We start from the raw sequence: 24989 nt of genomic DNA, 5'->3' as shown, positions 1-24989 counted from the left end.
CGCTCCGCTCTCCCATGAGCATCTATGAGCACAAAGCCGAGCGCACGCGACGTGCGCTCGGTCCCTTGCCATCCTAATAACCGTCTTGCGGCGACAACGGTGTCCGCACGAGGAGGCGATGATGACGACGAGTTCATCGAGTAAGCGGGTCCTGCCCCGCGTCATAGGCGGCACGATCGCCGCAGCGGCGATCGGCATCGCCGCGTTCGGTTCCATCACGTCGGCAGCTGCCGGACAGGACATCCATGCGTCGATGACCATCATCGCGCCGGCCGCGGCCGGTGGCGGGTGGGACGGTGTGGCCCGCGAGCTGCAGCAGGCGCAGAAGGCGAACGGGCTCGTCAACAACGTCCAGGTCGTGAACATGCCGGGCGCGGGCGGCACGATCGCCCTCGGCAACGTCTCGGTGCTCGAGGGGCAGCCGAACAACCTCCTCGTCGGAGGGACAGGCCTCATGGCGGCGACGATCCAGTTCGGCTCAGCGGCCACGCTCGACGACGTGACGCCCCTCGCCGTGGTCGTCGAGGAGTACGACGTGATCGTGGTGCCCGCCGACTCCCCGTACGAGACGCTGGACGACCTCGTCGAGGCGTGGAAGGCCGATCCGAAGGGCGTGCCGTGGACGGGTGGCGGCTCATTCGACCAGCTCGTCGTGACCGACCTCGCGCTCAGCGCGGGCATCGCCCCGCTGGACACGACCTACATCTCGTCGGACGGGGGAGGGGAGGCGATCCAGGCCCTCCTCAACGGCACGGCCAAGGCCGCAGCCGGCGGCTACCCCGACAACATCGATCAGATCGAGTCGGGCCGCCTGCGCGTGCTCGCCCTCGTCGCGGAGGAGCCGGTCGACGGCATCGACATCCCGACCGCGGCCGAACAGGGCTACGACGTCTCGCTCACCAACTGGCGCATGCTCGCCGCCCCTGCGGGCCTCGATGACGAGCAGGTCGACGGTCTGCGCGAGCTCATCGCCGACTCGATCGTGACTCCGGAGTGGAAGGACGCCATCGAGCGCTACCGCTGGACGGAACGGGTCATCACGGGGGAGGAGCTCGACGCCTTCCTCGAGGACGAGCACTCCCGCATCGAGCAGCTGTACGAGGAGATGGGGCTGTGATGTCATCCAACAACCCGACAGCGGTGTCGGCGGTCGTCGGACAGCGGCTGGCGTTCGGCGCCGGCCCCGGACGCACGGCGGCCCTGCTGAAGAACCTCACGATGCCGGCCGTGCTGGTCGCGTTCGCGACCTACCTGCTCGTGGGCATCATCACGATGAAGGTGCCGGAGGGCACCGCTTTCCCCGGTCCGCAGTTCTTCCCGATGCTCATCACGGCGGGGCTGTACCTGTTCGCGGTCGTGCTCGTCGTCGGCGCCGTGCGCGAGCTCCGCGCGGACGACACCGCGGCCTCCGTCTCGGACGCGCCGGTCACCCCGGCATCCGCAGCCGCTCCCGAGGAGCCGGCCGTGCAGCGCACGGTCCGCGTCGACGTGAGGTCTCTCGCCTGGGTGGTGGGCTCGTTCCTCGTCTTCGCGCTCGTGCTGAACATCCTCGGCTGGATCATCGCCGCAGGGCTCCTGTTCTGGTGCATCGCACGCGGCTTCGGCTCGACCCGCTGGCTGTTCAGCCTCGTGGTCGGTCTGACCGTGAGCTCGCTCTCGTACATCGCGTTCGACATGGCGCTCGGCATGTCGCTGCCCTCGGGCATTCTCGGATGGGGGTTCTGACATGGACGTGCTGCAGCTTCTCGCGGAGGGCTTCGCCGGCGCGCTGACGTGGCAGAACCTCGTCTGGGTGCTGATCGGATGCCTGCTGGGTACCGCGGTCGGCGTGATGCCGGGCCTCGGCTCCTCGATGGCGGTCGCGCTTCTGCTGCCGGTGACCTTCTCGCTCGAACCCACGGCGGCGTTCATCATGTTCGCCGGCGTGTACTTCGGCGGCCTGTTCGGTGACTCCACCATGGGCATCCTCATGAACACGCCGGGGCAGGCGTCGGCGATCGCCTCGACGATCGAGGGCCACAAGATGGCGAGGAACGGCCGGGCGGCCCAAGCGCTCGCGACCGCCGCGATCGGCGCGTTCATCGGCGGCTTCATCGGGTCGATCGTCGTGGTCTTCCTCGCTCCGGCCCTGGCCGACTTCTCCAGCCGGTTCGGACCAGCGGAGTTCTTCGCGCTCGCGGTGTTCGCGTTCGTCGCCACGTCGTCGGTCGTCACCGACAACGTGATCAAGGGGCTGACCTCGCTGTTCATCGGTCTCGGGATCGCCGTGATCGGCGTCGACGGCGTCTCGGGGGCCCCGCGCTTCACCATGGGATCGCCGAACCTCTTCGACGGCGTCTCGCTGGTCACGGTGACCGTGGCGATCCTCGCGCTCGGAGAGGTCATCTACGTCGCCTGCCTGGAGCGGCACATGAAGGACAGGGCCCTCATCAAGCCGTCTGGTCGCCCGTGGCTCAGCCGCAGCGAGTTCAGGGAGGCCGCTCCCGCCTGGTTCCGCGGCACCGCGATCGGCCTCCCGTTCGGCGTGGTGCCGGCCGGCGGATCGGAGATCCCGACCTTCCTCGCCTACGGACTCGAGAAGCGTCTCGACGCCCGACGCGCGCGCCCGACCTTCGGCACGGGGGCGATCCGCGGTCTGGCAGCCCCCGAGGCCGCGGGCAACTCGACCACCAGCATGGCGATGGGTGCTCTGCTCGCCCTGGGCCTGCCGATCTCGGCGACCGCCGCGATCATGCTCGCCGCGTTCCGCCAGTACGGGCTGCAGCCCGGTCCGCTGCTGTTCGAGCGGGCGCCCGAGCTCGTATGGGCGCTGCTGGCGAGCTTCTTCATCGCGATGATCGTGCTGCTCATCCTGAACCTGCCTTTCGCGATGCTGTGGGCCAAGCTGCTGCTGATCCCGCGTCCCTACCTGTACGCGGGCATCACGCTCTTCTGCGCCCTCGGCATCTACGCGACGAGCGGCTCGGTGTTCGACCTGCTCATGCTGCTGGGGATCGGTCTGCTCGGGTTCCTGATGCGGGCGCTCGACTACCCGCTCGCCCCGCTGATCATCGGCATGGTGCTCGGACCGCTGGCGGAGACCAGCCTGCGGGATGCCGCGATGAGCGCCAACGGCGACTTCTCGGTGCTCGTGCAGGGGCCGATCTCGCTCACCCTGTACGCGATCCTGGCCGTCGTCCTCGTGCTGGCGGTGCGCGGGCGCATCGTGGCGCGTGCTCAGGCGAAGGTCGAGGCGAAGAAGGTGTCCGTCGAAGCCTGACCCACGAGGGAGAACGCCTCGGACGCCGTATCGTCCGAGGCGTTCTCGTGTCTCCCCCGGCCTCAGCCGAGCAGCACGACTCCGAAGCCCGCGACGACCGCCCGCAGCTCGTCGAGATAGCGTTGCGCCTGCTCCGTGAGCGGGATGGCGGAGTGGCCGATCCAGCCGATCTCGATGCGCTCGTCGACGTCGAGCGGGATCGCGACGATCTCGGGGTCGAGGTCGTCGCTGATGATGCCCGTCGAGATCGTGTACCCGTCGAGGCCGATCATGAGGTTGAAGATGGTCGCGCGATCCGAGACGCGGATCTCCTGCGCGCTCGACAGGGTCGAGAGGATCTCCTCGGCGAAGTAGAACGAGTTGTTCGCACCCTGGTCGAAAGTGAGACGGGGGAGGCCGGCGAGATCGTCGAGGGTCACGCGATCGCGCGCCGCGAGCGGGTTCTTGCGCGAGATGAAGATGTGCGGATCGGCGAGGAAGAGGGGATGGAATGCGAGGCCGGAGTCGCGCAGCAGCTTGTCGATGACGCTGCGGTTGAAGTCGTTGCGGTAGAGGATGCCGAGTTCGCTGCGCAGGGTGCGGACGTCTTCGATGATGTCCCACGTGCGGGTCTCGCGAAGGGAGAACTCGTACTCCGCCGCTCCGCTGGCCTTGACCATGCGCACGAAGGCGTCGATCACGAACGAGTAGTGCTGTGCCGAGACGCCCAGCAGGCGACGCGACGGCGGCCGACCGAGGTACCGCTGCTCGAGCAGCGCGACCTGCTCGGTGACCTGTCGTGCATACCCGAGGAACTCCGCGCCGTCGGCCGTGAGGGTGACGCCGCGGGCGGAGCGGAGCAGCAGGGTGCGCCCGGCCCGCGTCTCGAGGTCCTTCATGGCCGCCGACATCGTGGGCTGCGAGACGTAGAGCAGATCGGCGGCCGCGCTGATCGACCCCTCCGCCGCGACCTCGACGAAGTAGTGGAGCTGCTGCAGCGTGATGCCGCTGGATCCGCGTGCCATAGGTAGAGACTATATCCGCGCATAGCTGGCGCGAGTTACCCGATAGTCCGCTTTCCGCCGCACGATGGATGCACAGACTTCCGCGCGGCCGATCCGGTCGCTCAGCCAGCAGATGGGCCGCTCATGGCGAACGACTTCACGTTCCACATCACCACCACGCGCTTCGACGAGGACTACACGCCCTCCGACGACTCGCGCACCACGACGAACTTCGCGAACCTCGCGCGCGGCGAGCACCGCCGGCAGAACCTCCGCAACGCGCTCACGATGATCGACCGGCGCTTCAACGACCTCGCGCACTGGGACAACCCGACCCGCGACCGGTACACGCTCGAGCTCGAGATCGTCTCAGCCGGCCTGGAGTTCACCGCCGACGGCGAGGACAAGCGGTTCCCGCTGCTCGAGGTCCTCGACATCCAGATCGTCGACCGGCAGACCGGACGACGTCATCACGGCATCGTCGGCAACAACTTCTCGTCGTACGTCCGCGACTTCGACTTCAGCGTGGTGCTCCCGGCGGCGACGGAGGCGGCGGGCCGGTTCACCGTCCCCGACGACTTCGGCGACCTGCACGGCAAGCTGTTCCGGCACTTCCTCGACTCCGAGGCGTACCGCGAGCGCTTCACGACCTCGCCGGTGATCTGCATCAGCGTGTCGACGAGCAAGGAGTACCGCCGCACCGAGAACCACCACCCCGTCCTCGGCGTCGAGTACGTGCAGGACGATGAGGGATCGCTGACCGACGCCTACTTCGGGAAGATGGGGCTGCGGGTGCGGTACTTCATGCCTCCGGGGAGCGTCGCACCGCTCGCGTTCTACTTCGAGGGCGACCTGCTCACCGACTACTCCAACCTGCAGCTGATCGGCACCATCAGCACCATGGAGACGTTCCAGAAGATCTACCGCCCGGAGATCTACAACGCGAACTCCGCCGCCGCGAGCATCTACCGGCCGACGCTCGACCAGCAGGACTACTCGTCGACCCAGATCGGGTACGACCGCGAGGAGCGCAACCGGCTCGCACGCTCGCAGGGCCGGTACACCGAGGAGCACTTCGTGAAGCCGCATCGCGACGTGCTCGCGCGGTGGGCCGCCGCCGACGACACGGCCACGGCCGCGTGACCCGGAGGCGCATCGTGAACTCCCTCCTCCCCACCTCGATCGTGGGCAGCCTCCCCAAGCCGTCCTGGCTCGCACAGCCCGAGACGCTCTGGTCGCCCTGGAAGCTCGAGGGCGACGCTCTCGTCGAGGGCAAGCAGGATGCTCTGCGCAGCGCCGTGCAGGAGCAGACCCGCCGCGGCATCGACGTCATCAGCGACGGCGAGCAGACCCGCCAGCACTTCGTCACGACGTTCATCGAGCACCTGAGCGGCGTGGACTTCGACCAGCGCGAGACGGTGCGCATCCGCGACCGGTACGACGCGAGCGTGCCCACGGTCGTCGGCGCGGTGAGCCGCGAGAAGTCGGTGTTCGTCGATGACGCGAAGTTCCTCCGCCAGCAGACCGACCAGCGGATCAAGTGGGCGCTGCCGGGGCCGATGACCATGATCGACACGCTGTCGGACCGGCACTATCGCAGCCGCGAAAAGCTCGCCTGGGAGTTCGCGACGATCCTCAATCAGGAGGCCCGCGAGCTCGAAGCGGCCGGCGTCGACGTCATCCAGTTCGACGAGCCCGCCTTCAACGTCTTCTTCGACGAGCTGAAGGACTGGGGAGTCGCGACGCTGGAGCGCGCGGCCGAGGGGTTGCGCGCCGAGACCGTCGTGCACATCTGCTACGGCTACGGCATCAAGGCGAACACCGATTGGAAGGCGACGCTCGGACCGGAGTGGCGCCAGTACGAGGAGTCGTTCCCGCTGCTGCAGAAGTCGATCATCGACACCGTCTCGTTGGAGCGCGCGCACTCGCGCGTGCCCCTCGACCTGATCGAGCTCATCCGAGGAAAGAACGTCATGCTCGGTGCGATCGACGTCGCGAGCGAGACCGTCGAGACTCCCGAACAGGTCGCCGACACCCTGCGCGAGGCGCTCGCCTTCGTGGATGCGGACAAGCTCGTGCCGAGCACGAACTGCGGCATGGCTCCGCTGCCCCGCGGAGCGGCCCTCGCGAAGCTGAGCGCGCTGAGCGCGGGCGCCGCGATCGTGCGGGACGAGCTCGCTGCCTCCTGACGCCGCCCGGGGCGGGCGATGCCCTTCCCGCCCCGCACCGGGCGGCGGATGCCGTCAGTCGAGCAGGCTCGTGATCGCGGGGTCACGACGCGCGACCTCGGCCGCGGTCGCGACGATGACCTCGCGCATGGCGGCGACGGCGACCGCGGGCGTGACGTCGGCGCGGTGCGCGAGGCTCACGGTCCGCCGCATCATCGGGTGCGTGAGCCGCACCGACCGCAGCGCTGGCTGATCGAGCAGCACCATCGCGGGTACGACCGCGACGCCCACTCCGCGTTCGACGAAGCGGAGCACGGCATCCATCTCCGCCCCCTCGAGCACGTGGTTGGGCGTGAGTCCGGCCGAGCGGAACGCGGCATCCGTCGTCGCACGCAGCTCGTAGGTCTCGTCGAGCGCGATGAGCGGCAGCGTCGCGAGGTGTTCGAGGCCGATGGCCGGGGTCACCGCGACGGGAGGCTGGGATGCCGCGGAGACGACGACGAGTTCCTCCGTGAGCAGCTGCATGCGGCTGAGGCTGAAGCCGGAGGGGGGCGGTCCGTCGGACTCGGTGATGAGGGCGATGTCGACGGCTCCGACCGCGAGCTGCTCGACGAGCAGACGTGATCCGCTCTCGACGAGGTGCAGATCGACGCCGGGGTGCGAGGCGTGGAACGTGCTGATGGCCTCGGCGACGAGGCTGATGCAGAGGGTGGGCGGCGCTCCGAGCCGCACCCGACCACGGCGGAGGCCGGCGAGCTCGCCCATCTCCTCGCGGATCGCCTCGGCCTCCGACAGCATCCGCTGCGCGCGGGGGAGCAGCGCCTCGCCCGCCGCGGTCAGGTTGATGTGACCGCGTGCGCGGTGGAACAGCTCGGCTCCGAGCTCACGTTCGAGCGTCGAGATCTGCCTGCTCAGCGAGGGCTGTGCGAGATGCAGGTGCTCGGACGCGCGGGTGAAGTGCCCCAGGCGGGCCACTTCGACGAACCCCCGCAGTTGCTCCAGATTCATGCCTGCAGTCTATCGATACCAGTAGAACAATGCATTGGAGTTATTAGGGCGGCCTAACTAGCGTCGAAGGCATGAGTACACGTGAACGGCAGATCTCCACCACGGTCCTCGTCATCGGGACGGGCGGGTCGGGCCTCCGCGCGGCGATCGAGGTCGCCGAGCACGGCGTCGACGTCCTCGCCGTCGGCAAACGCCCCCGGCAGGACGCGCACACGTCGCTCGCGGCCGGAGGGATCAACGCCGCGCTCGGGACCATGGATGCCGACGACACCTGGCAGCAGCACGCCGCCGACACGATCAAGGAGAGCTACCTCCTCGCCAACCCGCACACGGTCGAGGTCGTGACGCAGGGGGCCGAGCGCGGCATCCGTGATCTCGAACGCTGGGGCATGGAGTTCGCGCGCGAGGACGACGGACGCATCTCGCAGCGCTTCTTCGGCGCGCACACCTTCCGCCGCACCGCGTTCGCGGGCGACTACACCGGTCTCGAGATCCAGCGCACCCTCGTCGCCAAAGCCGAGCAGCTCGACGTGCCGATCCTCGACAACGTCTACATCACCCGACTCCTCGTGCGCGACAATGTCGTCTTCGGCGCGTACGGCTTCGACCAGGCCGACGGCACGCGCTACCTCATCCACGCGGATGCCGTGATCCTCGCCGCGGGCGGCCACAACCGCATCTGGCGACGCACCTCGTCGCGCCGCGACGAGAACACCGGCGACTCGTTCCGCCTCGCGGTCGAGGCCGGCGCCCGACTGCGCGATCCCGAACTCGTGCAGTTCCACCCCTCCGGCATCATCGAGCCCGAGAACGCGGCGGGCACCCTCATCTCCGAAGCTGCGCGCGGCGAGGGCGGCATCCTGCGCAACGCGCTCGGGGAGCGGTTCATGGAGAAGTACGACCCCGAGCGGATGGAACTCTCGACCCGCGACCGCGTCGCGCTCGCCGCGTACACCGAGATCGCCGAGGGGCGCGGCACCGAGAACGGCGGCGTCTGGCTCGACGTCTCGCACCTGCCGCGCGAGATGATCATGACCCGTCTGCCCCGCGTCTACCAGACGATGATGGAGCTGCAGATGCTCGACATCACCGCCGAACCGATCGAGATCGCCCCCACCGCGCACTACTCGATGGGCGGCGTGTGGGTGCGCTCGGAAGATCATCAGACCGACGTCGACGGCCTCTACGCGATCGGCGAGGCGTCGAGCGGACTCCACGGCGCCAATCGTCTCGGCGGCAACTCGCTCATCGAGCTTCTCGTGTACGGGCGCATTGTCGGCCAGGCCGCGATGGCGCACGCCGCCGGGCTCGACGCGCAGAAGCGCTCAGCGGACGCCGTGGCGCAGGCTCGCGCAGAGATCGACGACCTGCTGGCCGCCGACGGACACGAGAACGTCCGCGCACTGCAGCGCGCGATCCGCAACACAATGACCCAGCACGCCGGGGTGGTGCGTTCGGAGGAGGGGCTGCGCGCCGGTCTCGCCGACCTCGACATGATCGAGGGGCGCATGGAGGACATCGGCATCCATCCCGACATCGCCGGGTTCCAGGATCTCGCGCACGCCTTCGACCTCAAGGCCTCGGCGATCGCGGCCAGGGCGACGCTGGAGGCCGCGCGGGAGCGGCGTGAGACCCGCGGATGCCACAACCGCAGCGACTACCCCGACACCGACCCGACGCTGCAGGTGAACCTGGTGTGGAGCCCGGGCACGGGTGTGACGCACGAGCAGATCCCGCCGATCCCGGACGAGATCGCCGAGCTCATGCGCGACGTCGACACGACGGGCAAGCTCGTCGAATAGCTCCCCGCACTCGTCCCGGTCGCATCGCGTGCCGTCCCCGCGCCCTCGGAGCGGCACGATCTGCGACCGGAACGCGGGCCCTGGGGTGGGGTAGGAGCCGCCTCAGTCGCCCTGGTCCGTCTGCGGACCGTCGATGACCCCGATCCCGACCGCCTGATGGTCGGGTTCGGGGTCGTCTCGCTTCGGGGCCTTCGGCTCCTCGCCGGGCGACTTCTCGGTGCTGGGCTCTTCGAGCTCCTCGGTGCTCGGCACCTCGTCAGGGTCGGCGTCCTCGGGCGACTCCGCCTGCTCCGGGGTCTCCGCGCGGCCTTCGGTCCGATTCTCCGAGTCGCTCTCGTCGTCGGGGGAGACCGCCGTAATCTCGCCGGCGTCGCCGGAGGACGGGGTCGGCGTGGGCGCCTGAGCCTCGCCGTCGAGGTCGGCGGCCGGATCCTGCTCGGGTGTGGTGTCGCTCATGATCATCCCTTTCGCGTGGGTGGACGGATTCAGGATGCCGCGGGCTCGCCGTCGCGGGAAGGGGCTTGACGACCGCATCCGTCCGACGACGTACGCTGGTCAGGTGACAGCGTACGTCTCGGCCTTCGACCTCTTCTCCATCGGAGTGGGGCCTTCCAGCTCCCACACGGTCGGACCGATGAGGGCGGCTCTGGAGTTCGCCAGGCGGCTCACGGCGACCGGCGCGATCGATCGCGTCTCGCGCGTCGGCTGCACCCTGTTCGGGTCGCTCGGCGCCACCGGCATCGGCCACGGCACGCCGGATGCGGTCGTCGCCGGACTCCGCGGTCTCGAACCCGAGACCTGCGATCCGGCTGCCGTGCGCTCCGCGTGGACGGACTTCCCCGAGGGCGGACGGCTGCTGCTCGACGGCACGCACGAGGTGGCGTTCGCGAAGGACGACATCGTGTTCGCCCCGCGCACGCGCCTGCCCGGTCACCCGAATGCGATGACGATCACGGCCTGGGATGCCGCGGGCTCGACCGTCGCTGAGGAGACCTACTACTCGGTCGGCGGAGGCTTCATCCGCCGCGACGGGGAGGAGGCGAAGCTCGCCACGGCCCCGCTGCCGTACTCGTACGCCGACGCGGCATCGCTGCTGGCACTGTGCGACGAGTACGGCCTCTCGATCGCCGAGGTCGCACGACTCAACGAGACCGCGGTGCGCAGCGAGGAAGAGGTCGCGGCAGGGCTCGACGCCATCTGGGACGCGATGTCGGGCTGCGTCGACGCGGGGCTCCACAGCGACGGCATCCTGCCCGGCATCCTCAAGGTGAAGCGGCGGGCGAACCTGATCAGGGAGCAGCTCGAAGAGGTCGAATCCGAGGGGCACCGCGAGCTCCCGGGTGAATGGCTGGGTGCCTTCGCGCTCGCGGTGAACGAGGAGAACGCCGCAGGCGGACGCGTCGTCACGGCTCCGACGAACGGTGCGGCCGGCATCCTCCCCGCCGTCGCGATGTACTGGTGGCGGTTCCTCGCCGATTCCGGCCTCGGCGCGGGCAACGCCGTCACACCCTACGGCGAACTCGTCGGCAGCGCCCTGCTCGGCTTCGGCGCGGAGGCGTCGCTCGTCGCGGTCGGCGCGATCGAAGACCCCGACGCGGTCGCCGAGGCGAACCGTCGCCGCGGCATCCGTCGTTTCCTGCTCACCGCGACCGCGCTGGGCTCGCTGTTCAAGGCCAACGCGTCGATCTCGGGAGCCGAGGGCGGATGCCAGGCCGAGGTCGGGTCGGCGTGCGCGATGGCCGCGGGCGGACTCACCGCCGTCATGGGCGGCACGAACCGGCAGATCGAGAACGCCGCCGAGATCGCGATGGAGCACCACCTCGGGCTGACGTGCGATCCGATCGCCGGCCTCGTGCAGATCCCGTGCATCGAGCGCAACGCGATCGCCGCATCGACGGCGGTGACCGCCGCGCGCCTCGCTCTGCGTGGAGACGGCAGTCACTACGTGTCGCTCGACGCGGTCGTCGAGACGATGCGGCAGACCGGCATGGACATGTCGACGAAGTACAAGGAGACGAGCGAGGGCGGCCTCGCGGTCAACGTCATCGAGTGCTGACCGGGCCGAACCCGGAGATGCCGATGTCTGCGGTCGCACGTAACGTCGGAGCATGGAGTCGATCTGGGAGCCGGGCAGCAGACGGAAGCGCGAGCAGCCCATCGTGGCGGTCCGCGCAGCGGACGATGCACCCGAACCCGATGGTCGCTGGCCCACGAGCATCGCGGCGGTCGCGCAGGTACTCCGCGAGGGGGTCGACCTCGACCCCGGTGTGACCTTTCTCGTCGGTGAGAACGGCAGCGGCAAGTCGACGATCGTCGAGGGGATCGCCGTCGCCTACGGACTCTCGCCGGAGGGCGGTTCGCGCCAGGCGGCGCATCGCACCCGGCCGACCGAGTCGCCGCTGTCGGAGTGGCTCCGGCTGCAGCGCGGGGTGGGGGCGAACCGCTGGGGGTTCTTCCTGCGCGCCGAGACGATGCACTCGTTCTACACCTACCTCGAAGACAACCCGTCGACGAGCGGACCGGATGTGCCGTTCCACGAGATGAGTCACGGCGAGTCGTTCCTCGCGCTGCTCGAGAGCCGCTTCGACGAGCCCGGCTTCTACTGCCTCGACGAGCCGGAGGCGGCGCTGTCGTTCCAGTCGACGCTCGCGCTCATCGCCGTGCTGCAGCGCATCGTCGATGAAGGCGGGCAGGTGCTCTGTGCGACGCACTCGCCGGTGCTGGCCGCTCTGCCGGGGGCGAAGATCCTGGAGGTCGGGGAGTGGGGCATCCGTCCGGCGGAATGGCAGGATCTGGAGCTCGTGAACCACTGGCGCTCGTTCCTGCAGGACCCGCCCCGCTACCTGCGACACCTCCTGGCCTGAACGTCCTCGCGCACGGCCCGTTCCGCGGGTCGTTGTGCGAGCGGATCTCTCTTGCGGGTCGTTGAGCGAGCGGATCTCTCTTGCGGGCCGTTGAGCGAGCGGACCTCTCTCGCGGGTCGTTGAGCGAGCGGATCTCTCTTGCGGGTCGTTGAGCGAGCGAAGCGAGACGAAACGCCCTACCCCGACTCCCGCGCGGTGCGGTTCTTCGTCCATCGGGTCGGTGCGGCGGCCCACGGGTCCTCCGGCCAGGGGTGCTTCGGGTACCGCCCGCGCATCTCGGCCCGCACCTGCGCGTAGGGACCGGACCAGAACGAGGCGAGATCGTCGGTCACGGCGAGCGGACGACCGGCCGGGGAGAGCAGGTGGAACAGCACCGGGACCCTCCCGTCGACGAGCCGCGGGGTCTCCGCCCACCCGAAGCACTCCTGCAGCTTGACGGCGACGACGGGGCGGGCCGACTCCTCGTCGACCGCGGGATAGTCGATGCGGATGCGGGATCCTGTCGGAACCTCCAGCCGCTCCGGTGCGAGCTCCTCGAAGCGGGTCGCCGCCGGCCACGGCAGCAGTCTGCGCAGCGCGGTCGCGAGGTCGATCCGAGCCGCAGGAGTTCCGCCGGCGAGCGCGTCGAGCTCGGACGCGAGCCAGCTGTCGAGAGACGCGAGCAGTCCGGCATCCGTCACCTCGGGCCACGGGTCGCCGAGCTCGCGTCGCAGCAGAGCCAGCCGACGACGCAGCGCGTCGGCCGTCTCCGACCAGGTGAACACCGAGAGGCCGTCGCGGCGGAGCGCCCGCCGCACGGCATCCCGTCCCTCGTCGATCGTCGGACGGACGGGGGCCGACGACCGCAGGATCGCTCCGATGCGGCGTTCGCGTCTTGCCTGCACGCGGCCACCGACGAACTCCGCTTCGACGCGGTCGGTCATGAGGTGGCTCGCGGCGATTTCGCGCTGCGGCTCGGTGAGGACCGCCGCGGCGCGGACGAGCGCGCCGGACCCTGCCGCCGCGCGGCCGCCGGCTCTGGTGACGTCGGCGACGGCGATCCACTCGGACGCCGCGAGCGTGCCGCGCACCCCGGCGCGGGTGCCCGACGCGAGCAGGAACGTCGCGCCGTCGGCCGTGCGCTCCACCCGCTGAGCGATGCGCTCGGGGAAGGCGAGGGCGATCACCAGTCCCGTGCCGTCGAGGTCGGAGCGGATGCCGGGCGTCGGCGGCACCAATCGCTCGAGGCGATCCGCGTCGCGCCGCCAGCGACGGGCCTCCGCCGTGCGACCACCGCGCAGGGCGAGCAGAGCCTGCGCGACATCGGCTTCGGCGACGCGCACGTCGCCTCCGAGCAGCGCGACGACCTCCGCCGCGAGCGATGCCCCCACGACGGGGCTGCCGTCGCGCAGGGCGCGGGCGAGTCGGGGGTCGGTGGGGACGCGTACCAGTGCACGGCCCTCGGGGGTGGCGCGTCCGTCGTCGTCGACCGCGCCGAGGCCGTGCAGCACCGTGATCGCATCGGCGAGGTTGTCGGCGGGCGGCCGGTCGACCATCCGCAGTCCCGCCCCGCCCGGCGCGCCCCAGCAGGCGAGCAACAGGGCGGCATCCGCGAGGTCTGCCACCGCGATCTCGGGGGCAGGGCGAGCGGGCGCGGCAGCGTACGTGCGCTCGTCGACGCAGCGGATCACCGTTCCCGGACTCTGCCGCGTGGCGCGTCCAGCTCGCTGCACGCAGGAGGAGCGGGGAGCCGCGGTCGTCACGAGACCGGTCATGCCTCGGGCGGCATCACGCTGAGGGTGTCGAGCCAGACAGCTGTCGACCACCAGTCGAACCCCGGGAACGGTGAGCGACGACTCCGCGAGCGAGGTCGACACGATGATGCGCGGGGGTGCGCCCGGTGCGCGGCCGCGGATCACGGCATCCTGCTCCGCCGCGGGGATCTGCCCGTGCAGCTCGCGCACGTCGAACCCGTCGGCGGCGGCACTGATGCGGCGCGCGATCTCGCTGACCTCGCGCGCGCCGGGCGCGAAGACGAGCACGTCGGCTGCGGGGTCGTCGTGTCGGAGATCGCGGGCAGCGGATGCCGTGATCTGCGCGACATGATCGAGGAATGCCCACGTGACGCCACGCTCGTCGAGGCGGGGCGCGGAACTCGGCGCCCAGCGCTCGGTGAGAGGGAAGGCGGGCACGTCATGGTCGACGACCGGGGCGGGCGCGTCGTCCGTGCCGAGCACGGCGGCGAAGCGCACGGCATCGAGCGTGGCCGACATGGCGACGACAGCCAGGTCGTCGCGCAGCTCGCGCACCTCCGACAGGAGTCCGATCAGCAGGTCGGTCTCGAGGGCGCGCTCGTGCACTTCGTCGAGGATCACGGCATCCACTCCGTCGAGACCCGGGTCGTCGAGCATGCGGCGCAGGAGCACGCCCGCGGTGACGAACTCGATCCGTGTCGACGGACCGACCGCGCTCTCGCCGCGCACCGTGAACCCGACGCGCTCGCCGAGGGCTGAGCCGTCGAGATGCGCGAGCCGACGCGCGGCCGCTCGGGCGGCGACGCGGCGCGGCTGGGTGACGATGACGCGTCCGCCCGACCGGCTCGCCAGCAGCGGCGGCACGAGCGTCGTCTTGCCCGTGCCGGGAGGGGCGCTGACGACCACGGTCTGACTGCCGTCGAGAGCATGCGACAGGTCGTCGACAGCCGCCGCGAACGAGAGTCCCGCGCCGATGGCGGCGAGGTCGAAGGCGGCGGTCACCCCTCCAGTCTGCCGCGTTGCGGTGATGCAGGTGGCGGGAGGTGCGGGAGGTGCGGGTGGTACGGGCCGGAGTGACGCACCCCATGAAACAGCGGATGCGGCGACCGGCTCGGCCGCGGCATCCGCTGTTCTCGTGCTGTTACTCCGCGGCGGGAGCCGGCGGGGCCGGCGGCGGAGGCGTGGTGGGCTTCGGCGCGCGCTTCGCGGGAGCGGATGCGGATGCCGCGGCCACCCCCTCGCCGATGCCGCGACCGACGGCCTGGCCCTGGATGATCGAGGCGAGGTCGAGTCCGGTGGCGGAGCTGACGCTGTCGAACACCGACTTGAGTGCCTTGGCGCTGTCGGCGCCCACGAGGTCGGAGGCGCCGTCGCCGTTGCCGCCGATGATCGAGACGCTGCCGATCGTCGAGTAGCCCTTCGCGAACTCGGCCATGATGGCCGGGAGGGTCTCGAGCACGCGCTGCGAGAGGAAGGCGTCCTGGTTCGACGCGATGGCCTTCGCCTCGGCCTCGACTGCGGCGGCCCGCGCCTCACCCTCGGCGCGGATGGCGTCGGCCTCCGCGTTCGCGCGCAGACGACGTGCCTCGGACTCGGCCTCGGCCTGGGCGCGCAGCGCGTCGGCCTCACCGGTCGCGCGGGCGATGGCGGCTGCAGCCTCACCGTCGGCCTTCGCCTTGTCGGCCTGGGCCTGCTGCTCGGCGATGCGGGTGCGGGCCTCGGCCTGCTTCACCTGCTCGATCGCGGCCGCCTCTGCCGCGCGCTCACGCGTGTACAGCTCGGCCTGGGCGCGGGTCTCGGCCTCGTACCGCTGTGCGTCGGCGACGCGCTTGACGTCGGCGTCGAGCTGAGCCTGCCGGTTCTCGGCCTGCTGCTGCAGAACGGCCTGCTCGGCCTGGGCGCGGGCGAGCTGCTCGGCCTGCTCCGCCTCGGCACGTGCACGACCGATGCCGGCGTTGGCGTTGGCCGTGTTGGTGTCGAGCGCGGTCTGCTCGACGAGGTTCGCCTCCTGGTTGGCGATGTTCTTCTGATTGATCGCGCGGTCGGCGTTCGTCTGCGAGATCTCGGCCGACTGGCGCTTCGCCTGGATCTCGGGAGCACCCAGCGACTGGATGTAGCCGACCTTGTCGGTGATGCCCTTGATCTGGAAGGAGTCGAGGATCAGGCCCTGTTCGGCGAGCTCCTGCGAGACGTCGGCGGCGATCTGGTCGGAGAACTTCTTGCGCTCGCGCATGAGCTCGACCACGGAGAGCGTCGCGACGATACCGCGGAGGGCGCCTTCGAGCTGCTCGGTGGTGAACTGCTCGATCGCCTTGTCCTGCGAGGCGAATCGCTCGGCGGCGCGGCGCACGAGGATCGGGTCGGAGCCGATCTTCACGATCGCGACGCCGTCGACGTTGAGGGTGACGCTGTCGAGCGACTGCGCCTCGGCGTTCAGCGACACCTGCCGCGAGCGCAGCGAGATGATCTCGTGGCGCTGGGTGATGGGGTTGACGAGCGACTTGCCGTTCACGATGACCGTGACGGGCGACTCCGACATCTCGTCGCGCGTCGTGCCGTCGGTGCCGATGACGGCGCGGGCGACCTTCTGCTTGCGACCCGAGATGACGAGTGCCTCGTCGGCTCGGGCGACCTTGATCCAACTGCGTGCGAACAGCAGCAGGATGAGCAGGATGACGACGGCGGCGACGACCGCGATCCCGACGATGACGAGGATGCCGACGATTCCGGCGATCTCCATGGATGACCTCCCTGGTCCCCCCGAGGGGGTGGTCCGCGGTCCCGGCGCGAGATGCCGGGACTCGGTTCCACCCTGCCAGAGATCGGCTCGTGCCCGCGCGGGGAGAATTCCCCTGGGGACGATCACGGTTGCGAAGGAGATCGCACGTATCGAAGGAGCCCAAGCCGCGGATGCTCCTTCGTTACGCGAGATCTCCTTCGTTGCGCGCGGCGACGAGGGCAGGAGGATGCTGCGTCGCGGACGGCGGAGACGGACGCAGGATGCTGCGCGTCAGCGCCCGCGGAGCTTCTGCGCCAGGTCGCGCAGGGTGCGCAGCTCGGCATCCTCGAGCACCGACATGCGGGCCGCGATCGATCGGCCATGCACGGTGGCGACGCTGCGGAACGCCCTCGCCCCGGCATCCGTCGCTCTGATCAGCGCGCCGCGACCGTCATCGGGGTCGGGGCACTTCTCGACGAGTCCCCGCGTGACCATGCGGTCGACGAGGCGCGAGACGCTCGGCTGGCTGATGAGCATGTTGGCGGTGACGTCGCGAAGACGCGCTGACATGTCGGGGGAGCGGGTGACCGTGAGGAGCACGTCGTACTCGGCCTGTCCGAGGTCGGAGTGGTCGAAGTCGGCGTTCATCTCGGTGAACAGCTCGTGCTGTGCGCGGAACAGGCTCTCCCAGGCCTCGAGGGCGAGCTTGCGATCGGTCATGGGAAAAGAGTACGGCAACAGTAAAGGGCCGGTCGGAGAGGCTCCCGACCGGCCCTTGTCCCTTGCACCAAGAGTGTCCTGCAATCACATGAGGTGGATGCCACAGCAAACATTCACCGTGCGATCACTCTATAACGGCGAGATAACGAATGCAACGGTTTGGTCACGGAAATCTGAAGCGAGTCCTTGACGTCATGCGGTTTCGGCGCGCCGGCGTCGAGGAGGGAGCAGATGCATCGCGGCGAAGGCCAGGATGCCGAGGGACGGGATGAAGACACCGCCCTCCGGCTGATACCCGTTCGCCTCCGGGAACAGATCGTCGGCCGGGAGATGGAGCGGACCCGCGCCCCCCACGAAATACGACAGGACGAGACCTCCCACCCCGAGGAGGAACGCGGAGATCTAAGATCGCGGGATGGTGCCGTTCGAGGTCGTCGTCAGGGGCGAGCTGTTCCGAGTGAGCGAGAGACGTCAACCCGACGGCGCCGGGAGCTACGACTTCTCGTGGCTCAACGGCCCGGCAGGCGGGACCTACGGATTCACGGTGGCGCCGTCCTCCGGTCAGATGACGGCGACGGCACTCGTGATGCAGGCGCGGCAGTTCGTCGACGCATTCTACGGACCGGGCGGCATCGGCGAGACCGACTTCCCCGATCACCTCCCGGCCGAGGCGGAGGCGGAGAGCACCACCTGAGAGCGAGCCGCGCGGCGGGAGAGGCAGGACGACCACGAGTACCCCGACCAGCAACGCCACCGCGGTCGCCGGACCCATCATGGCGGCGGAGACGACCGCAGACAGGAGGAAGACGCCGAGCGCCGAGCCCCAAAATGCGTCGTATACCCTCATCCGTCCTCCCCGCTCACCCTAGCGACGGTCGTCCGGTCGCCTCGCTATCGTGATCAGATGAGCGACGACGCGGATGCCGAGGCCGAGGCGGCGTCCGCACGCCGCCGCACCTGGGTCATCGGCGGCATCCTGCTCCTGCTGTCCGTCCTCGTCCTCGTCGTCGCGCGAGGCCCTCTGGCTGCCATCGCTCCGGCGAAGGACTGGCTGTTCGCGGCGGCGGGGGTGATCTTCGCCGTCGGGCTGGGACGCGCCGGCAGCGTGACCGGGCGCGGGATCATCGGCACCGCCTCGACGATCCTGTGCGTCATCGCCCCGTTGACGCAGGCCTTCTGGTTCGGTCTGGTGCCCGACACACTCGATCCGCACGCCGAAGAGGATCTGAGGACACTGGTGTTGATGGCGTACCTCGCCGTCGTCACCGTCCTCGCCCTCATCTCGGTCTTCTGCATCGGCCTGGCCGCGGTCATCCCGTCACCGTGGCACTGGGCCCCGGCGTGGGTCGTGGTATGGACTCCGGTCGCTTACCTCGCTGGTCTGTTCGTGTTCTCGTCCCAGTCCCCGGAAGCGAGCCTCGGGGCCTATCTGGCGTCTTACGGCCCTGCTGCCGGCACGGCATTCCTCGGCATCCTGAGCATCGTGCTCGGTCTTCGTGCGTCGCCTGCCGCGTCTGAGAGCCCAGCAGTCGAACAGACGCTCGGCGGCCTGGAATCATCGGACCGATGACCGGCCAGGTCCACCCACCTGCAGACGGAAGCTGAGAAGGCCGGGTTCGCCGAGACGCCCTCGTGGGACGACCGCGCACAACTGATCTGCATGGTCCGCGACGTGTGAACCGCCTCCCCGCGGCGAGAATCGACGCCCGGGTATCGTCGGACGGATGAACGAGCGGATGGCGGCGACGATCCGGCTCCTGGACCGCGTGAACGCCGCTCACCCGTGGTCTCACAACGCGGCGTTCACGCCGTTCGTCCTCCGGCACGCTCGGGCGGTGCGGCGCGGTGGCGGCACGCGCGCTCTCGACATCGGATGCGGTACGGGCGCCCTCCTTCGCAGGCTCGCCGGGATCCTCGACGAGGTTGTGGGCGTCGAGCCCGACCCCGCGACAGCCGCGCGTGCACGGAGAGCCGTCGCTGACCAGCCCCGCGCGACGGTGATCGAGAGTGCGTTCCGTCCTGCCGAGTTCGGCGACGAGACCTTCGATCTCGTCACGCTCGTCGCCGTGCTCCACCACCTGCCGCTCGCGGGGACTCTCGAAGCGGTGCGACCCCTGCTGCGTCCTGGCGGGCGGCTGGTCGTCGTCGGTCTCGCGCGGGAGACACGCTCCGACGTCCTCCGGTCGGCCGTTTCCGCGTTGCTCACACCGGTGATCGGCCTGATCCGGCATCCTCGTCGTGCGTCCGCTCCGCCGGAAGGCATGCTCGCTCCGACGTCGGAGTCGCGGGAGACCTTCGACGAGATCGCGGCGGTCGCCCGCGGCATCCTTCCCGGTGTGCGGATGCGGAAGCGGCTGTTCTGGCGGTACACCGCCGTCTGGATCTCGGACTGACGCCTTCCCTCGTCGGCTCCTGAGCGTCACACTGGGGCGATGGAGTACCGCGGAGTGGTCCCGTCCGATGCGCCCGATCCCCGCATCGAGGCCGAGGCGAGGGTACGCGGACTCGCCTTTCCGGTGATGCAGCTCGAGCCGCAGCCCTCGCTGACCCGACTGCGGATGCCGGGGTTCGTCGACTCCGGCGACTCGCGTGCGGTGTCGTTCACCTACACGCTGTGGCGCTACCCCGACGATCACTCCGACCCGCGCAACGAGATCGAGCTCGACGACGACACGCGCCGCTCCATCGACGAGGAGCCTCCCTGGGGGAGGCCGCCCTGGCTCGTCGAGCAAGTGCAGATGTTCAAGTACCCCATGCTGTGGGAGGCCGTGCGCACGAGCTGGCACGCCGATCCTGACGCCTCTCGCGTCTCGCTGCCCGATCAGCTCGTCGACCACACGAACCACATCCTGCGCAACAGGTTCCGCGAGGAGCTCGGCCTGCCGGTCGCGCCGGTCACCTATGAGCGCGACGACGAGAAGTGGCGGGCATCCGTGACCGCCGTCGCCCCCGCCGGAGTGATCGTCGACGGGACAGAGCGGTCAGCACTGCACATCGACACCGATCCGTTCGTCTACGCGGTCGGCTTCGTCATCGACCCGCATGTCATCTGCACGACCGTCGTCGCGCGCGACGACCTGGCCTTCTTCCGTCTTGCGCTGACGACGTTCCCCGAGTAGTCAGCGATCTGCGGCTCAGCCCTCCGGGTAGGGACTGACCCAGTCCGTGACGAGGTCTGCGTTCAGCGTGATGACGTCGCCGGGCTGGATCGCGTCGCCGCCTTTGTAGCCGTTCAGCATCCCGAGTGCCATGCCGTTGTAGATGCAGAAGCGTTCTCCGATCACGGTTTCCACGTCACCGGGCGCGACCGTGTAGGTGGCGATCCGTCCCTGGTCGTCGAACCCGACGGTACCCAGCGCGTAGTCCCGAGGTCCGAGGTCGACGAGGTCGACTCCGAGGTGCTCGGCGTGCGGAGGCGCACCGTCATCGCTGCCGAGGAAGATGTAGCCGGATTCGGGACACCCCGGGAGAGCGTTCTTCGGGATGCTCGTGCCGTGGCCAAGGTACTGGTAACCGTCGCCGAGCTCCGCCATCATCGCGGCTTCCTCGTCCAGGGGCGGGCTCGCACTGGGCGTAGGACTCGGCGTCGATTCCGCAGCCCCGGACGTTGTCGCGTCCCACGCGACAGACGAAATCATCACGGCTGCGACGCCGATCGCCGCGATGACGGCGACGACGCCGACGCTCCACGCCACAGTGGTCCCGGTCCTCATGCTCGACAGCATGACAGAGCCAGGGCGCACGGCGCGAGAGTGCGGACGCGCGTGGTCGAGTGATCAGGCCGGGGCCGAGGCTCCCCTGTCCGTCTTCGCGGCCCCGACCGCCCAGACGAAGTCCGGCACCCGGCCGTTGACCGCGTGGTCGCCGAGCTGCCGGGCCTTGAAGATCCACGGGTTGTGCGACGCCACGGTACGGGCGTTGCGCCAGTGTCGGTCGAGCGCCGTGCCCGAGCGCACGGCCGAGGCCCCGAGAGTGTCGAAGAGGCGGGTTGCGGCGCGCGGCACCAGGTCGGTGAGCACGATCTGCGCGTGGGCCGACCGCAGCTCGGCGGCGACCACGGCATCCTGCGCCTCCGGGGTGCCGAGGCTGTCGGCGGCGTGCTGCACCTCGCGGGCGACGTCTAGCACCAGAGCCCTGGCCGTCGCAGTCGTCGCGGTGAGCTCGCCGACGATCTGCAGCACCTGCGGATCGTCGGCCACCCGGTCGGCTGTTCCGTGGCTGTAGACCCGGGTGCGCGCCCGCAGCTGCGTCACGGTGTCGCGCTCGACGGCGGCCGCGATGCCCGCGAGCACCGAGAGCAGGGTGAGCTGGTACACGGCCGTCTGGAACGGGAACCGTGCAGTGAACGGTTCGACATCGTCCTCGTCCACCGAGGCGTCGTCGAACACCGCGGTGCCGGTACCGGTCAGCGGCTGGCCGAAGCCGTCCCAGTCGTCGGACACGGCCACGCCGTCCTGCTCGCGCCGGATCAACGCCGTCACCGTGGTGCCGTCGAGGTCGACGGTAGCGTCGATCCACTCCGCGAAGATGCTGCCCGTGGTGTAGAACTTGCGGCCGTCGACGCGCCAGGTACCGTCGGCTCTGCGCGAGACGCGGGTCGCGTTCGTGCCCACGGTCGCGGCTCCGTTCTCCGACCAGGCGTTGCCGACCAGCTCTCCCCGCGCGAGGCGGTCGAGCCAGAGGTCGCGGCGTGCACCAGGGGGAGAAGCGAGCACGTGCTCGACGTAGGCGATGTGACCGCGGAAGATCTGCGGCAGGTTGGAGTCCGCCGCGGCGAGCTCGATCAGGATTTCCGCGAACGACGGCCAGTCCAGCCCGTCGCCGCCGAGCTCGACCGGGAGGCGCAGACGCCCGAAGCCCGCGGCGCGGAGCGCCTCGACCTCGGAGCGGGGGAGTCGGTGCTCCTGCTCCCTCTCGACGGTGCCCTCGGCGATCTCCGCGAACAGCGGACGCAGGCGTTCGCGCGCCGCATCCAGTCGCGCCCTCTGCGCGCCCATCAGGTGTAGAGCGAGATCGGCTGCAGCTCGCCGTTCAGCGTCCACGCGCCGACCTCGAGCTTCTTGTAGTCGACCGGGTCGTGCAGCGAGTGCGTGCGGATGTTCCGCCAGAACAGGTCGAGCCCGACGTCCGCTCGGGCCGAGCTCGACCCGGTGATCTCGAAGATGCGGTCGGCGACCTCGAGGCCCACCTCCGTCGACACCACCTTGACCTTGGCGATCTCGATGGCGAGTTCCCCGCGGCGCTCGGCCGTGACGCCGGAGCCCTCGTCGACGACCTCGTCGAAGAGACGGCCAGCCCGGTCGGCCAGGGCCTCGACGGCGGCGATGCGCGAGGCGAACTCGCCGACCACGCGCTGCACGAACGGGTCGTCCCGGTAGGTGTCGGCCTGGCTCAGGAACCAGGCACGCGGGCGGGCTCGCACGATGTCGAGGCCTCGCGCGAGCGCCCCCTCGGCGATGCCGAGGTAGAGGTTGCCGAAGGCGAGCTGGATGCCGGGGGTGATGAGCGTCGAGAACGGCTCGTCGCCGAGTTCGCCCAGCACATCGACCGGCTCGACCCGCACGTTCTCGAACCGGACGGAGCCGCTCGCCGAGAGGCGCTGCCCGAGAGCATCCCAGTCGCCGAGATAGCGGATGCCGTCGCGATCGTGGTCGAGCACCACCAGCTGCACCGTGCCGTCGAGGTCGCCGCCCCGCACGGCGGCCGCGGCCAGGACGACGTCTCCGGCCGAGGCGCCCGTCGAGAAGCGCTTCACGCCGTCGAGGCGGTAGCCGTCGCCGTCGACGGAGAGCTCGAGGTCGGGGTCGGTCGGGTTGACCGAGTCGCCCCACACCCAGCGGCCGGCGATCGTCTTGCGGTGCCACTCCTCCTGCACGGACGGGTCGGCGGCGAAGCCGATGTTCCCCGAGTTGATGTAGTGGTACGCGAGCACCTGGGCGACGGACGCGTCGGCCCGCGACAGGATGCGGATCACGAGGAACGCCGTCTCCCAGTGCGCTCCGCCGCCGCCGAACTCCGCCGGCTGCAGAAGGTTCACGAGGCCGGCGTCGCGCAGCAGGTCGAGTTCGACCGTGGGGTCCTGGTTCGCCCTATCGCGCTGCAGGGCGTCGGTCGCGAGCTCTGCGGCGACGCGCTCGGCGACCGCGCTCCAGTGCGCGCGCTCCGCGGCATCCGCCGTGCCCGCCCAGAGGCTGCGGTTCGAGGTCTCTGCGATGACGCTCATCGGGCGTCCTCCTTCTCGGTGAGGTCGGTCAGGTCGGTCAGGTCGGTCAGGTCGGTGGGGTCGAGCGGCTCGCCGATCGTGCCGTCGAGGGCGCTCGTCGCCCCGGCGTAGGCGCCGCGGTAGGCGTGGGCCGGGTGCCAGTCCGGTACGACGGGCGAACCGTCGCCGCGCAGGCGTCCGCGCAGGGTGCCGTCGGGATATTCGTCCCAGACACGACCGCGACGGCGCAGTTCGGGGACGAGGTGCTCCACGATGTCCTCGAACGTGCCGGGGGTGATGACGTAGGCGAGGTTGAAGCCGTCGACGCCGCCGACCTCGACCCATCGCTCCAGTTCGTCGGCGACGGTCTGCGCGCTGCCGACGATGACGGGGCCGATCCCGCCGATGCCGACGTAGTGGGCGATGTCGCGAGGCGTCCACTGCCGCTCCGGGTCGGCCTTGGTGAAGATCGAGAGTGCGGAGCGCGCGGCATCCGTGTCGACGTAGGTGAGCGGCACGTCGGGATCGAACTGCGACAGGTCCAGACCCGACCAGCCGCCGTAGAGCGCCAGTGCGCCCTCGAGCGAGACGTACTGACGGTACTCGTCGAGCTTGGCCTGCGCCTCCTCGTCGGTCGCAGCGACGATGACCGTCGCGAGCGTGAGGATCGACACCGAGTCGCGCGGACGACCGAGTGCCTCGGCGCGGGCGCGGATGTCGTCGGTGACGGGGCGGGTGACCTCGGGTCGCAGCCCGTTGATGAAGATCGCCTCGCCGTGCCTGGCCGCGAACTCGCGGCCACGTGGCGAGGCTCCGGCCTGGAAGATCACCGGGGTGCGCTGCGGACTCGGCTCGGCGAGGTGGATGCCGGGAACCCGGTAGTTGCGCCCCTCGTGCCCGATCGGGTGCACCCGCGACGCGTCCGTGAAGACGCCGGATTCGCGGTCGCGCTGCACCGCGTCGTCCTCCCACGACCCCTCCCACAGCTTGTAGGTGACGTCGAGGAACTCCTCGGCGATCTCGTAGCGGTCGTCGTGGGCGATCTGCGTGTCGAGGCCGAGGTTGCGCGCCGCCGAATCGAGGTAGCTGGTGACGACGTTCCACCCCACGCGGCCGCGGGTGAAGTGGTCGAGGGTCGAGAACCGTCGCGCGAGGGCGTACGGCTGCTCGTAGGTGGTGGCGACCGTGACGCCGAAGCCCAGGTGCTCGGTCGCGTGCGCCATCGCGGAGATCTGCACCACCGGGTCGCCGAGCGGCACCTGCGCGGCATCCCCGAGCGCCGCGGCCGCGGAATCGCGATAGACGTCGTACGTACCGAGCACGTCGGCGATGAAGAGCGCGTCGAAGGTCCCGCGCTCCAGTGTCTGGGCGAGGTCCACCCAGTAGTCGAGGTCGTGGTACCGGTCGGCCTGATTGTCGGGGTGCCGCCACAGTCCCGGCGCCTGGTGGGTCACGCAGGTCATGTCGAAGGCGTTCAGGATGATGCGGCCGGGCACGGTGCTCCTCGGGAGGGTAGGGATGCCGCGACACT

Annotated in this window: 22 protein-coding genes; 12 read left to right on the top strand and 10 right to left on the bottom strand. The window is 69.9% G+C overall.

Translation table 11 applies throughout. The features are described 5' to 3' along the window. Nucleotides 1–121 precede the first annotated feature (121 nt). From MRBLWO14_RS05745 to MRBLWO14_RS05735, 3 genes are read left to right on the top strand one after another with little or no spacing between them, the layout of a single operon-like run. Nucleotides 122–1117, top strand: coding sequence for a tripartite tricarboxylate transporter substrate-binding protein (locus tag MRBLWO14_RS05745; protein ID WP_341935498.1), 996 nt, complete (start codon nucleotides 122–124; stop codon nucleotides 1115–1117). After that, entirely contained in the window at nucleotides 1117–1725 is a 609-nt protein-coding gene (locus MRBLWO14_RS05740) for a tripartite tricarboxylate transporter TctB family protein (protein ID WP_341936169.1), read from the top strand. The genes MRBLWO14_RS05745 and MRBLWO14_RS05740 overlap by 1 nt, the downstream gene beginning before the upstream one ends. A 1-nt stretch (nucleotide 1726) precedes the next feature. After that, nucleotides 1727–3259, top strand: a complete 1533-nt coding sequence (locus MRBLWO14_RS05735; RefSeq protein ID WP_341935497.1) for a tripartite tricarboxylate transporter permease — start codon at nucleotides 1727–1729, stop codon at nucleotides 3257–3259. 62 nt (nucleotides 3260–3321) lie between these two features. On the opposite strand, the gene MRBLWO14_RS05730 is transcribed toward MRBLWO14_RS05735, so the two are convergent. After that, on the bottom strand, nucleotides 3322–4263 hold the full coding sequence (locus MRBLWO14_RS05730; protein ID WP_341935496.1) for a LysR family transcriptional regulator: 942 nt from the start codon (nucleotides 4261–4263) through the stop codon (nucleotides 3322–3324). A gap of 123 nt (nucleotides 4264–4386) precedes the next feature. On the opposite strand from MRBLWO14_RS05730, the gene MRBLWO14_RS05725 reads away from it, so the two are divergent. Together MRBLWO14_RS05725 and MRBLWO14_RS05720 are read left to right on the top strand one after the other, a co-directional pair. Then, a complete protein-coding gene (locus MRBLWO14_RS05725; protein WP_341935495.1) occupies nucleotides 4387–5385 on the top strand; it encodes a putative oxygenase MesX in 999 nt (332 codons plus the stop codon). Nucleotides 5386–5399: 14 nt separating this feature from the next. Beyond that, nucleotides 5400–6431, top strand: coding sequence for a methionine synthase (locus tag MRBLWO14_RS05720; protein WP_341935494.1), 1032 nt, complete (start codon nucleotides 5400–5402; stop codon nucleotides 6429–6431). Between the two features lie 54 nt (nucleotides 6432–6485). On the opposite strand, the gene MRBLWO14_RS05715 is transcribed toward MRBLWO14_RS05720, so the two are convergent. Beyond that, on the bottom strand, nucleotides 6486–7418 hold the full coding sequence (locus tag MRBLWO14_RS05715; protein ID WP_341935493.1) for a LysR family transcriptional regulator: 933 nt from the start codon (nucleotides 7416–7418) through the stop codon (nucleotides 6486–6488). Between the two features lie 71 nt (nucleotides 7419–7489). Here MRBLWO14_RS05715 and MRBLWO14_RS05710 point away from each other — a divergent pair, with 71 nt between their 5' ends. Continuing rightward, entirely contained in the window at nucleotides 7490–9220 is a 1731-nt protein-coding gene (locus MRBLWO14_RS05710; RefSeq protein WP_341935492.1) for an FAD-binding protein, read from the top strand. Between the two features lie 102 nt (nucleotides 9221–9322). Here the strand turns inward: MRBLWO14_RS05710 and MRBLWO14_RS05705 are convergent, their stop codons facing one another. Further along, a complete protein-coding gene (locus MRBLWO14_RS05705) occupies nucleotides 9323–9676 on the bottom strand; it encodes a hypothetical protein (RefSeq protein WP_341935491.1) in 354 nt (117 codons plus the stop codon). 103 nt (nucleotides 9677–9779) lie between these two features. Here MRBLWO14_RS05705 and MRBLWO14_RS05700 point away from each other — a divergent pair, with 103 nt between their 5' ends. Both MRBLWO14_RS05700 and MRBLWO14_RS05695 read left to right on the top strand, forming a co-directional pair. Then, nucleotides 9780–11276, top strand: a complete 1497-nt coding sequence (locus tag MRBLWO14_RS05700; RefSeq protein WP_341935490.1) for an L-serine ammonia-lyase, iron-sulfur-dependent, subunit alpha — start codon at nucleotides 9780–9782, stop codon at nucleotides 11274–11276. A 52-nt stretch (nucleotides 11277–11328) separates the two neighbouring features. Beyond that, entirely contained in the window at nucleotides 11329–12084 is a 756-nt protein-coding gene (locus MRBLWO14_RS05695) for an AAA family ATPase (protein ID WP_341935489.1), read from the top strand. 176 nt (nucleotides 12085–12260) lie between these two features. Here MRBLWO14_RS05695 and hrpB read toward each other — a convergent pair whose 3' ends face one another. The 3 genes from hrpB to MRBLWO14_RS05680 form a co-directional block, all read right to left on the bottom strand. Continuing rightward, nucleotides 12261–14819 (bottom strand): ATP-dependent helicase HrpB, encoded by a 2559-nt coding sequence (hrpB, locus tag MRBLWO14_RS05690; RefSeq protein WP_341935488.1) that lies wholly within the window; start codon nucleotides 14817–14819, stop codon nucleotides 12261–12263. A 139-nt stretch (nucleotides 14820–14958) separates the two neighbouring features. Beyond that, nucleotides 14959–16557, bottom strand: a complete 1599-nt coding sequence (locus MRBLWO14_RS05685; protein WP_341935487.1) for an SPFH domain-containing protein — start codon at nucleotides 16555–16557, stop codon at nucleotides 14959–14961. Between the two features lie 270 nt (nucleotides 16558–16827). After that, a complete protein-coding gene (locus MRBLWO14_RS05680; protein WP_341935486.1) occupies nucleotides 16828–17256 on the bottom strand; it encodes a MarR family transcriptional regulator in 429 nt (142 codons plus the stop codon). Between the two features lie 415 nt (nucleotides 17257–17671). Between MRBLWO14_RS05680 and MRBLWO14_RS05675 the strand changes: the two genes are divergently transcribed. The 4 genes from MRBLWO14_RS05675 to MRBLWO14_RS05660 all read left to right on the top strand — a co-directional run bounded on the left by MRBLWO14_RS05675 (nucleotide 17672) and on the right by MRBLWO14_RS05660 (nucleotide 20375). Continuing rightward, a complete protein-coding gene (locus MRBLWO14_RS05675; protein ID WP_341935485.1) occupies nucleotides 17672–17950 on the top strand; it encodes a hypothetical protein in 279 nt (92 codons plus the stop codon). A 210-nt stretch (nucleotides 17951–18160) separates the two neighbouring features. After that, the gene (locus MRBLWO14_RS05670) at nucleotides 18161–18826 is read left to right on the top strand and encodes a hypothetical protein (protein ID WP_341935484.1); all 666 of its coding nucleotides are present in this window, start codon (nucleotides 18161–18163) and stop codon (nucleotides 18824–18826) included. A gap of 154 nt (nucleotides 18827–18980) precedes the next feature. Beyond that, the gene (locus MRBLWO14_RS05665) at nucleotides 18981–19649 is read left to right on the top strand and encodes a class I SAM-dependent methyltransferase (RefSeq protein ID WP_341935483.1); all 669 of its coding nucleotides are present in this window, start codon (nucleotides 18981–18983) and stop codon (nucleotides 19647–19649) included. 39 nt (nucleotides 19650–19688) lie between these two features. Beyond that, complete coding sequence (locus MRBLWO14_RS05660; protein ID WP_341935482.1) at nucleotides 19689–20375, top strand: hypothetical protein; 687 nt, start codon at nucleotides 19689–19691, stop codon at nucleotides 20373–20375. Nucleotides 20376–20390: 15 nt separating this feature from the next. On the opposite strand, the gene MRBLWO14_RS05655 is transcribed toward MRBLWO14_RS05660, so the two are convergent. The 4 genes from MRBLWO14_RS05655 to MRBLWO14_RS05640 form a co-directional block, all read right to left on the bottom strand. Further along, nucleotides 20391–20969: a hypothetical protein gene (locus MRBLWO14_RS05655; RefSeq protein WP_341935481.1), complete on the bottom strand. Its 579-nt coding sequence runs from the start codon at nucleotides 20967–20969 to the stop codon at nucleotides 20391–20393. Between the two features lie 63 nt (nucleotides 20970–21032). Beyond that, nucleotides 21033–22253 (bottom strand): acyl-CoA dehydrogenase family protein, encoded by a 1221-nt coding sequence (locus MRBLWO14_RS05650; protein ID WP_341935480.1) that lies wholly within the window; start codon nucleotides 22251–22253, stop codon nucleotides 21033–21035. Beyond that, nucleotides 22253–23479, bottom strand: coding sequence for an acyl-CoA dehydrogenase family protein (locus MRBLWO14_RS05645; protein WP_341935479.1), 1227 nt, complete (start codon nucleotides 23477–23479; stop codon nucleotides 22253–22255). The genes MRBLWO14_RS05650 and MRBLWO14_RS05645 overlap by 1 nt, the downstream gene beginning before the upstream one ends. Further along, nucleotides 23476–24954, bottom strand: a complete 1479-nt coding sequence (locus tag MRBLWO14_RS05640; RefSeq protein WP_341935478.1) for an LLM class flavin-dependent oxidoreductase — start codon at nucleotides 24952–24954, stop codon at nucleotides 23476–23478. Before MRBLWO14_RS05640 ends, MRBLWO14_RS05645 begins: the two co-directional genes overlap by 4 nt. Nucleotides 24955–24989: the final 35 nt, after the last annotated feature.

It is taken from the genome of Microbacterium sp. LWO14-1.2 (genome assembly GCF_038397715.1).
In the GTDB taxonomy this organism is placed as follows: Bacteria; Actinomycetota; Actinomycetes; order Actinomycetales; family Microbacteriaceae; genus Microbacterium.
This window is presented reverse-complemented; position numbering and strand designations above follow the sequence as displayed.

Excerpts from the sequence above, each read along its gene's own strand:
- MRBLWO14_RS05710 (WP_341935492.1), top strand. The coding sequence starts at position 7,490 with ATGAGTACACGTGAACGGCAGATCTCCACCACGGTCCTCGTCATCGGG.
- MRBLWO14_RS05695 (WP_341935489.1), top strand. The coding sequence starts at position 11,329 with ATGGAGTCGATCTGGGAGCCGGGCAGCAGACGGAAGCGCGAGCAGCCC.
- MRBLWO14_RS05725 (WP_341935495.1), top strand. The coding sequence starts at position 4,387 with ATGGCGAACGACTTCACGTTCCACATCACCACCACGCGCTTCGACGAG.
- MRBLWO14_RS05655 (WP_341935481.1), bottom strand. The coding sequence starts at position 20,969 with ATGAGGACCGGGACCACTGTGGCGTGGAGCGTCGGCGTCGTCGCCGTC.
- MRBLWO14_RS05660 (WP_341935482.1), top strand. The coding sequence starts at position 19,689 with ATGGAGTACCGCGGAGTGGTCCCGTCCGATGCGCCCGATCCCCGCATC.
- MRBLWO14_RS05680 (WP_341935486.1), bottom strand. The coding sequence starts at position 17,256 with ATGACCGATCGCAAGCTCGCCCTCGAGGCCTGGGAGAGCCTGTTCCGC.
- MRBLWO14_RS05715 (WP_341935493.1), bottom strand. The coding sequence starts at position 7,418 with ATGAATCTGGAGCAACTGCGGGGGTTCGTCGAAGTGGCCCGCCTGGGG.
- MRBLWO14_RS05685 (WP_341935487.1), bottom strand. The coding sequence starts at position 16,557 with ATGGAGATCGCCGGAATCGTCGGCATCCTCGTCATCGTCGGGATCGCG.
- MRBLWO14_RS05675 (WP_341935485.1), top strand. The coding sequence starts at position 17,672 with ATGGTGCCGTTCGAGGTCGTCGTCAGGGGCGAGCTGTTCCGAGTGAGC.
- MRBLWO14_RS05650 (WP_341935480.1), bottom strand. The coding sequence starts at position 22,253 with ATGGGCGCGCAGAGGGCGCGACTGGATGCGGCGCGCGAACGCCTGCGT.
- MRBLWO14_RS05740 (WP_341936169.1), top strand. The coding sequence starts at position 1,117 with ATGTCATCCAACAACCCGACAGCGGTGTCGGCGGTCGTCGGACAGCGG.
- MRBLWO14_RS05670 (WP_341935484.1), top strand. The coding sequence starts at position 18,161 with ATGAGCGACGACGCGGATGCCGAGGCCGAGGCGGCGTCCGCACGCCGC.
- MRBLWO14_RS05730 (WP_341935496.1), bottom strand. The coding sequence starts at position 4,263 with ATGGCACGCGGATCCAGCGGCATCACGCTGCAGCAGCTCCACTACTTC.
- MRBLWO14_RS05645 (WP_341935479.1), bottom strand. The coding sequence starts at position 23,479 with ATGAGCGTCATCGCAGAGACCTCGAACCGCAGCCTCTGGGCGGGCACG.
- MRBLWO14_RS05735 (WP_341935497.1), top strand. The coding sequence starts at position 1,727 with ATGGACGTGCTGCAGCTTCTCGCGGAGGGCTTCGCCGGCGCGCTGACG.
- MRBLWO14_RS05745 (WP_341935498.1), top strand. The coding sequence starts at position 122 with ATGACGACGAGTTCATCGAGTAAGCGGGTCCTGCCCCGCGTCATAGGC.
- MRBLWO14_RS05665 (WP_341935483.1), top strand. The coding sequence starts at position 18,981 with ATGAACGAGCGGATGGCGGCGACGATCCGGCTCCTGGACCGCGTGAAC.
- MRBLWO14_RS05705 (WP_341935491.1), bottom strand. The coding sequence starts at position 9,676 with ATGAGCGACACCACACCCGAGCAGGATCCGGCCGCCGACCTCGACGGC.